8 protein-coding genes and 1 pseudogene are annotated in these 8,031 nt (G+C 61.8%); 2 read left to right on the top strand and 7 right to left on the bottom strand.

The features are described 5' to 3' along the window. The 7 genes and pseudogenes from A3754_RS14290 to ftsY all read right to left on the bottom strand — a co-directional run. A pseudogene (locus A3754_RS14290) lies at positions 1-206 on the bottom strand (thiazole synthase); the annotation flags it as partial. 56 nt (positions 207-262) lie between these two features. Next, the gene (gene thiS, locus A3754_RS14285) at positions 263-460 is read right to left on the bottom strand and encodes a sulfur carrier protein ThiS (RefSeq protein ID WP_063520232.1); all 198 of its coding nucleotides are present in this window, start codon (positions 458-460) and stop codon (positions 263-265) included. A gap of 8 nt (positions 461-468) precedes the next feature. After that, a complete protein-coding gene (locus A3754_RS14280) occupies positions 469-837 on the bottom strand; it encodes a DUF423 domain-containing protein (RefSeq protein ID WP_063520231.1) in 369 nt (122 codons plus the stop codon). Between the two features lie 360 nt (positions 838-1,197). Continuing rightward, on the bottom strand, positions 1,198-2,058 hold the full coding sequence (gene rpoH, locus A3754_RS14275) for an RNA polymerase sigma factor RpoH (protein ID WP_063520230.1): 861 nt from the start codon (positions 2,056-2,058) through the stop codon (positions 1,198-1,200). Positions 2,059-2,335: 277 nt separating this feature from the next. Then, entirely contained in the window at positions 2,336-3,388 is a 1,053-nt protein-coding gene (ftsX, locus tag A3754_RS14270; RefSeq protein ID WP_063520229.1) for a permease-like cell division protein FtsX, read from the bottom strand. Next, positions 3,378-4,064: a cell division ATP-binding protein FtsE gene (ftsE, locus tag A3754_RS14265; protein WP_007150059.1), complete on the bottom strand. Its 687-nt coding sequence runs from the start codon at positions 4,062-4,064 to the stop codon at positions 3,378-3,380. Before ftsE ends, ftsX begins: the two co-directional genes overlap by 11 nt. Before the next feature lie 116 nt (positions 4,065-4,180). Further along, on the bottom strand, positions 4,181-5,362 hold the full coding sequence (ftsY, locus tag A3754_RS14260; protein ID WP_063520228.1) for a signal recognition particle-docking protein FtsY: 1,182 nt from the start codon (positions 5,360-5,362) through the stop codon (positions 4,181-4,183). Between the two features lie 219 nt (positions 5,363-5,581). Between ftsY and A3754_RS14255 the strand changes: the two genes are divergently transcribed. Further along, positions 5,582-6,934 (top strand): pitrilysin family protein, encoded by a 1,353-nt coding sequence (locus tag A3754_RS14255; protein ID WP_063520227.1) that lies wholly within the window; start codon positions 5,582-5,584, stop codon positions 6,932-6,934. Continuing rightward, on the top strand, positions 6,931-8,031 hold a 1,101-nt coding region (locus A3754_RS14250; protein ID WP_063520226.1), incomplete at its 3' end, for a pitrilysin family protein. The genes A3754_RS14255 and A3754_RS14250, both read left to right, overlap by 4 nt.

Raw genomic sequence — 8,031 nt, 5'->3', positions numbered from 1 at the left:
GTGTATTTGTCCGGAGTGATGTAGTCGAGCAGGTTGGGCTCGTCTGCATTCTGGCCGATATTGGTACGGCGGATGGCGACGGTGACGATTTCGGCGCCGCTGGTTTCGATGGCGTCACGGGTCTCGTCAAAATCCTTGTATTTGCCGGTACCGATCAGCAGGCGGGAGGAGTAGGTGTTTCCGGCAATGGTAAGCAGATCGGACATTCTGGCCTCGATAATTCGGTAAGTAATTGGCTGTCAGGGCAATTCAGGTGTGAGTGTCAGCCGCCGCCGATGGCATGGACGATTTCCACCACGTCACCCTCGTTCAGGGAAAAATCGGCATGCTGGCTTTTCGGGACGATTTCCCGGTTCACTTCCACGGCCAGTCGACGGCCGGCCAGCTCCAGCTGGGTTACCAGATCGGCAATGGTATTGCCGTCCAGGGAAAGCGTATCGCCATTAACGGTGAGCTTCATGATCTTTATCAAGCGTGTTTGAAAAGGGACCAGGCCAGCATCAGCCAGCCGATGATTAGCGCGGTGCCACCGAGCGGGGTGATGGCGCCAAGCCATTTCTGCCCGCTCAACACCAGTACGTACAGGCTACCACTGAATACCAGCATTCCGGCAAACAACACCCAGCCGGCAGTGACCATGCTGGAGGCGCCGAACGTTTTCGCCAGTAAGCCCACCAGTAATAGTGCCAGCGCATGGAAGAAATGGTATTCGCTGGCGGTGGCCCAGGTGGCGAGCAGGGATTCATCCACGCGGGCTTTCAGGCCATGGGCACCGAAGGCGCCGAGCATGACGGCAAGGGCGCTGTTGAGGGCGCCGAGGATAAGCAGGGTTTTCATTCAGGACTCCGCAGTGGCGGTCAAAACGAGTGCCGCCTCGGGTTGCATAGTGTACCGGAATATCCGTGTCGCGGGGTACATTCGTTGCGAGGGTAGGAGCGCCGCTTGGGGCGCGAACCCGAGCCTTGGCGAGGGATGTCGTTTCGAGTAACGAGAAGGGGTTGCGAGGGGCCGCTATTCGCGCCTCAAGTGGCGTTATTCGCTTCGCTCACCCTTACGGCCAGCCAGTGGCTGTTACCTTCGCAAGCTCGGTTCCTGCAGCGGGAATAAGGTACGACCGCATGATGCGTGTCGTTGCCGTAAAACGGCACAAAAAAGCCCCCCGAAAAGGGGCTTTGGCGTGTTGCCTGTTGCGTCTCTTTACGCCATGGCGTTTCGCAGCTTCTTGATGGCGTTGTTTTCCAGCTGGCGGATGCGCTCGGCAGACACGCTGTATTCATCGGCCAGCTCCTGCAGGGTGGCTTTCTGGTCGGCCAACCAGCGGCGTTCCAGAATGTCGCGGCTGCGGTCGTCCAGTGCCATCAGGGCGGAACCCAGTTGACGGGTTTCGCGGTCTTGCTGGTCTTGTTCGGCGATCAGGTCTGCCGGGTCGCTGTTGTCGCTGTGCAGGTAGGCTGCCGGCGACACGACGGTGCTGTCGTCGTCATCGTTGGTGGGGCCGTCGAAGCTGGCGTCGTAGGCGCCCAGGCGGCCTTCCATTTCCTTGACCTGTGCAGCAGTGACGCCCAGATCGTCGGCGACCCGCTGGGCTTCTTCCATCGTCAGGCGGCCCAGGCGTTTCTTCTGGCCGCGCAGATTAAAGAACAGTTTGCGCTGGGCCTTGGTGGTGGCCACTTTCACGATGCGCCAGTTCTTGATCACGTATTCGTGGATTTCTGCTTTGATCCAGTGCACGGCAAAGCTCACCAGGCGTACGCCCTTGGTGGGGTCAAAGCGTTTCACTGCCTTCATCAGGCCCACGTTGCCTTCTTGCACCAGGTCACCCAGTGGCAGGCCGTAACCGGTGTAGCTACGGGCGATATGAGCCACAAAGCGCAGGTGTGACAGCACCAGGCTGCGTGCCGCATCCAGGTCCTGATCGTAATACAGGCGTTCGCCAAGGCGTTGCTCTTCGTCTGCGCTGAGTACCGGCACGGCGTTAACGGCTCGCATGTAGGCATCCAGGTCGTTACCCGGTACCGCTAATGTGAGCGCCTGTGCGCGTTCTGAAAGGTGTGTCATGCGCGTGTTCTCCTCGTTGGCGTCGCTCGTTGACGAGCATCCCAATCCGTTTGAGTCCTGATATTAGCACTCGCTTCTATAGAGTGCTAATAGGTGAAAAAGTTCCGTTTGATCGACTCAGTTGATCGCTGCTTAAGAGCATGCATCGCCCGTGTTAAGCAGGGATGAACACAGTGTTAGAGGGCGTTGGGGTAGTGAGGTTCCCCGGGCGTTCCGGCTGGTTTGCCGGATTCCCCCTGTCAGGGTCATCCGCCCAGCGCGTCTTGAGCCTGGCAGCTTAGAAGTTGGGTTCGATATCGCCCAGGTGGCGGCCCACGGCCAGCCAGGCGCCCAGCAGGCCCAGTACGCCGCTGAACAGGGGCAGGATGACCAGACTGGATGCGGCCATGGAGGTGAGTGATTGCTCACTGCTATATAACGAAAGCAGCTCATTAATGGGGCCCCCCAGCCACCACAGGGCAACCTGCACCAGGATCACAGCGGTAAGGCCGCCGGCGAAACCGAAGCAGAAGCCGGTATACAGGAAGGGGCGCCGCACAAAACCATCGGTGCCGCCGACGATTTTCACTACCACGATTTCTTCCCGTCGGCTCTCAATGGCCAGGCGGATGGTATTTACCATGACCAGCACCACGGCGGCGGCCAGCGCCAGGGTGAGGGCGGAGATCAACCTTTCGCCCAGTTCAATCAGGGCGTGCAGGCGGCGTACCCATTCCACATCGAGCTGTACCAGGTCCACGTCATCGGCCTCGCCCAGGCGATTTTCCAGGGCGCGCAGGGTCACCGGGTCGGTGCTGTCCGGGAAAACCACAATCAGCGGGGGGAGCGGGTTGTCCGGCAGGGCTTCGAGTACATCACCGAAACCGGACAGGGCCTTGAACTCCGCCAGCGCCTGGGCACGGGTAATCACTTCGGTGCGGGTGATGTTTTCGGTGCCTTGCCATTCTTCTGCCAGCGCCCGCTGGCGGGCCTCACTGATATCCATATCCAGGAACACGGACAGGTGGGCGTTGCCGTCCCAGCCGCGGGTGATGGCGCGGGCATTGTCCAGCAGCACGGCCAGCCCGGCGGGCAGGGCCAGGGCGATGGCGATGACCAGAATGGTCATGGCGCTGCTGGCACGGGCGGCATTGAGGCGTTGCAGGGCATCGCGCAGGGAGTCGAGGTGGTGCTGGCGCCAGCTGATAAAGCGGTCTTTCAATGACGTCTGGGCGCTGTGGGCGCCGGCCACACGGCGCGGCCGTTCTGCTTTCTGGCGGCCGGGCTTGATCGGGGTGGCGCTGCGGGTGCCCCGGTTGCCTTTGCCCTTGTTGGTGTTGTTAGGCGCCATGGGCCTCTCCCGATTCGTCGCCGTCATGGATCAGGCGGCCTTCGCGCAAGGTCAGCAGGCGGTGGTTATAGCGGGCGATCAGGCTCAGGTCGTGGGTGGCGATCAATACCGCCACGCCGACCCGGGCGAAATCCTTGAACAGGTCCATGATCTCTTCGGACAGGGCCGGGTCCAGGTTGCCGGTGGGCTCATCGGCCAGCAGCAGCGGGGGTTTGTTGACCACCGCCCGGGCGATACCCACGCGCTGCTGTTCGCCGCCGGAGAGCATGATCGGGTTGAGCTTTTCCTTGTCCAGCAGGCCCACCTTGTCGAGGGCGGCGCGCACCCGTTTGCCGATGTCGGCACGGGCATAGCCGGCGATGATCAAAGGCAGGGCCACGTTATCGAAGACGCTGCGGTCGAACAGTAGCTGGTGGTTCTGGTGGACCATGCCGATCTTGCGGCGCAGCAGGGGGATGTGGCGATTACTGAAGCCGTTCAGGTTCTGGTTATCAATCAGCACCTGCCCCTGTGTCGGGCGTTCGATCATCATGATCAGCTTCAGCAGGGTGGACTTGCCCGCCCCGGAGTGACCGGTGAGAAACGTCAACTGCCCGGCGGGGAGTGTGAATCCCACTTTGCTGAGCGCGTCTTTCCCGTTCGGGTAGCGTTTGCTGACCCGGTCAAACTGAATCATGGGCGTCCTTCGGACAGTTCAAAGTAAAAAGTTTAAAGTTCAAAGGGAAAAGCGCGGGCACGGGCACTCAAGCCGCTTCGGCCTGTGCCGCGTTTCAACTTTTAACTTTGAACTTGTCACCCCGTCACATCTTCAAACAGTGCCTGCACAAACTCTTCCGCATGGAAGGGACGCAGGTCTTCCAGTCGTTCCCCGACGCCGATAAAACGAATCGGCAGGCCAGTACGTTTGGCCAAGGCAAACAGGATACCGCCTTTGGCGGTGCCGTCGAGCTTGGTGAGTGCCAACCCGGTCACGCCAGCGGCATCGCGGAACTGTTCTGCCTGGTTGATGGCATTTTGTCCGGTGCCCGCATCGAGTACCAGCAATACCTCATGGGGGGCATCCGGAATCAGTTTCTTCATCACCCGGGTCACCTTGGTGAGCTCGTCCATCAGGTTGCCGCGGGTATGCAAGCGCCCGGCGGTGTCGGCGATCAGAATATCGGCGCCGCGAGACTGAGCTGCCTGCACCGCGTCATAGACCACCGAGGCGGAATCGGCGCCGGTGTGCTGGGCTACCACGGGAATGTCGTTACGCTCGCCCCATACCTGCAGCTGCTCCACGGCGGCCGCCCGGAAGGTGTCGCCGGCGGCCAGCATCACGCTCTTGCCTTCGCCCTTGAAGCGACAGGCCAGCTTGCCGATGGTGGTGGTCTTGCCGACCCCGTTCACTCCCACCATCAGGATTACGTAGGGCTTTTTGCTGCCGTCGATCTGCATGGGCTGGTCCACGGGAACCAGCAGCTTGCGCAGTTCGTTTTGCAGGGATTCGTACAGGGCATCGGCGTCCACCAGCTCTTCGCGGGTCACCTGGTCGGTGAGGGCCTGCACGATCACGTCGGTGGCTTCTACGCCTACATCGGCTACCAGCAGCTGGGTTTCGATTTCCTCGAAGATCTCGTCGTCGATCTCCTTGGCGCCCACCAGCAGGTCGGCCAGGCCCTTGCCCAGCCCCTTGCGGGTCTTGCTCATGCCCTGCTTCATGCGGGTCCAGAAACCGCCGTCGCCGCCTTCATCCTGAGGGCTTCCCTCGGGGGCGGCTGGCGCAGAAGGCATGGGCTCCGGCGCTGGTGGTGGCTGGTGGGCAGGCTCAGCGGGTGCCGGTGCGTTTTCTGCAGCGGGCTCGGACGGCGGGGTGGGTGCCTCGTCGGCCTCCACACCGGTGAACATGCGCTTCCAGAAACCGGTCTTCTTTTCTTCCGGTTTTCCGTCCGCTTGTGGGCGGTTGTCGTCGTCGCGGGAAACTTCGTCGCTCATGATCAGTCGTATCCAATCAAGAAGGGTGACCCTTCTTTTGCAATGAGGCTGCAAGAGCAGGGCGATAACCCGGTATGCTATGCCGGAGAAAAAAAGGACCTGCTTGCAGAGTTGCCGTTCGCGGGGGCGAACGCGCCGCTATCCTACCATTATGGGGAGAGGGGAGCAGCTTCGGGTTTGTGGTTCTCAACACAGGTGTGCCCCCAATAGAGGTATTTCATGAAAAGACTGATAACGGTACTGGCGTTGGGCCTGTGGTCGCTGACCGCCCAGGCGGCGCTGCCGACCCATGCCTTTACGCTGGATAACGGCCTGAAAGTGCTGGTACGCGAAGATCACCGTGCACCGGTGGTCACCGTGATGGTGTGGTTCAAGGCGGGCAGCATTGATGAAGCCCCATTTGAGACCGGGCTGGCCCACGTGCTGGAACACATGATGTTCAAGGGCACCGAGAAGTTGGGCCCCGGCGATTTTTCCAGGCTGGTATCCCGCTACGGGGGCAGCGATAACGCCTTTACCAGTTATGACTACACCGCTTACTTCCAGCAATACGAAGTGTCGCGCCTGCCGTTGGCGCTGGAGCTGGAAGCGGAACGTCTGGGGCACCTGGAAATCGATGACGAGGAATTTGCCCGCGAGCTGGACGTGGTGATGGAAGAGCGACGCATGCGCACGGACGATAACCCCAATGCGCTGGCCTGGGAAAAATTCCAGGCCGTGGCCCGTCCGGGCACTGGCTATGCCCACCCGATTATTGGCTGGCGCTCGCTGCTGGCCCAGCTGCAGCCGGAGCAGGCGCGCAGCTGGTACCAGCGGTTCTATGTGCCGGGCAATGCTACCCTGGTGATCGCCGGGGATGTGACCCGCGAGCAGGTACAGCCGCTGGTGGAAAAATTCTTTGCCGATCTGCCCGCCGGGCAGACCCCGCCACGGCCCAAACAGACGGTGAATCCGCCGGCCGGTGAGCGCCGTCTGGCGCTGAATCTGCCGGTAAAAGTGCCTTCCCTGTACATGATGTACAACGTGCCGTCGCTGGTCACGCTGGAAGACAAAACCGATTTCTACGCCCTGACCATGCTGGCTGGCGTGCTCGATGGCGGCATGAGTGCGCGCATCGAAACGGATCTGGTGCGCGGCCAACGGCTGGTGGCCGGCGCCGGTGCCAGTTACAGCGGGATTCAGCGAGGCGATGGCACCTTCACGCTCACCGCCGCCCCCAACCCGGAGGTGACTCTGGAGCAAGTGGAAAAAGCGTTGCTGGCGCAGATCGAACGGCTGCAAACCACGCTGCCCACCGACGCGGAAATGGCGCGGGTGCGGGCCGGGGTGCTGGCGGGCCAGGTGTACGAGAAGGATTCGGTGATGGGACAGGCCATGGAGCTGGGGATGCTCAGCACCCTGGGCCTGGATATCGATTTGTCTGCCCGCTTTGCCGAGAACCTGGAAGCGGTCACCGCCGAAGACGTGCAGCGCGTGGCACAGCAATGGCTGGTGCCGGAACGCCTGACCGTGGGCACGGTGAAACCGAAAGCGCCCACCTCTGATCAACCGCAAGCGGAGCCGCAACCATGAAGATGAACGCTTTCCGACTGGCCTGCCTGCTCGTGCTGGGCGCGCTATTGAGTGCCTGTGCCGGGACTTTTTCCGGCGCTTTCCCCACTACCGAAGCGCAGGTGGCAGAAACCGACCCGCAAGCGCCGGCGCTGGATATCCAGTCCTGGCAAACCGGGGAAGGGGCGAAAGTCCTGTTTGTGGCCAGCGATGCGCTGCCCATGCTGGATATTCGTCTGGTCAGTGATGCCGGCTCCGCCCGTGATGGTGCGCACCCGGGCCTGGCCTCACTCACCAGCGCCTTGCTGGGCGAAGGCGCTGATGGCATGAGCGTGGACGATATTGCCCGTGGTTTCGAAGATCAGGGCGCCAGCTTTTCGTCCTCCAGCTACCGGGACATGGGGGTGATCAGCCTGCGCACCCTGTCCGAGGCGCAGTACCGTGAACCGGTACTGGCGCTGTTCAATCAGGTGATCGGCAGCCCCACGTTTGAGCAGGATACGCTGGCGCGGATTCGTACCCAGATGATGCAGGGGCTGCGCATGGAAACCCAGGTGCCCGGCCCGCAGGTGAACAAGGCCTTCCAGGCCACGGTGTTTGCTGGCCATCCCTATGGGCAGCCCAGCGATGGCACCCTGGAAAGTCTGCCGGCCATTGCCCGTGACCAGCTGCAGGCTTTCTACCGCACCTACTACGCGGCGGGTAACACCGTGATTGCCATGGTGGGTGATCTGGACCGCGCGCAGGCGGAGAAAATTGCCGGGGACATCAGCGCAGCCCTGCCGCAAGGGCAGGCGGCGCCGCCGCTGGAGCGGGCCGCGCCGCTCGCCGAGCGTCAACGCCGGCACATTACCTTTCCCTCCGTCCAGACCCATATCCTGCTCGGCAATCAGGCCACCTGGCGGGGTAACCCGGACCATGTGGCCTTGTATGTGGGCAACCAGGTGCTCGGCGGTGGCGGCTTTGCCTCCATTCTCACCGACGAAGTGCGGCAGAAGCGTGGTTACGTTTACGGTATCAGCAGCCATTTTGGTCCCATGGCCGCCGGTGGTCCGTTTCAGGTGCGTTTGCAGACGGCCAACGACAATGCCGACGACGCCCTGACCCTGACCTTGGAT

Source organism: Alcanivorax sp. HI0083, from assembly GCF_001635175.1.
Note: the sequence above shows the minus strand (reverse complement) of the source record. Positions and strands in the feature narration are given on the sequence as shown.

Bases quoted from the DNA above. Each gene is read 5' to 3' on its own strand.
- thiS (WP_063520232.1), bottom strand. From the start codon at position 460: ATGAAGCTCACCGTTAATGGCGATACGCTTTCCCTGGACGGCAATACC.
- ftsX (WP_063520229.1), bottom strand. From the start codon at position 3,388: ATGGCGCCTAACAACACCAACAAGGGCAAAGGCAACCGGGGCACCCGC.
- ftsE (WP_007150059.1), bottom strand. From the start codon at position 4,064: ATGATTCAGTTTGACCGGGTCAGCAAACGCTACCCGAACGGGAAAGAC.
- rpoH (WP_063520230.1), bottom strand. From the start codon at position 2,058: ATGACACACCTTTCAGAACGCGCACAGGCGCTCACATTAGCGGTACCG.
- A3754_RS14280 (WP_063520231.1), bottom strand. From the start codon at position 837: ATGAAAACCCTGCTTATCCTCGGCGCCCTCAACAGCGCCCTTGCCGTC.
- A3754_RS14255 (WP_063520227.1), top strand. From the start codon at position 5,582: ATGAAAAGACTGATAACGGTACTGGCGTTGGGCCTGTGGTCGCTGACC.
- ftsY (WP_063520228.1), bottom strand. From the start codon at position 5,362: ATGAGCGACGAAGTTTCCCGCGACGACGACAACCGCCCACAAGCGGAC.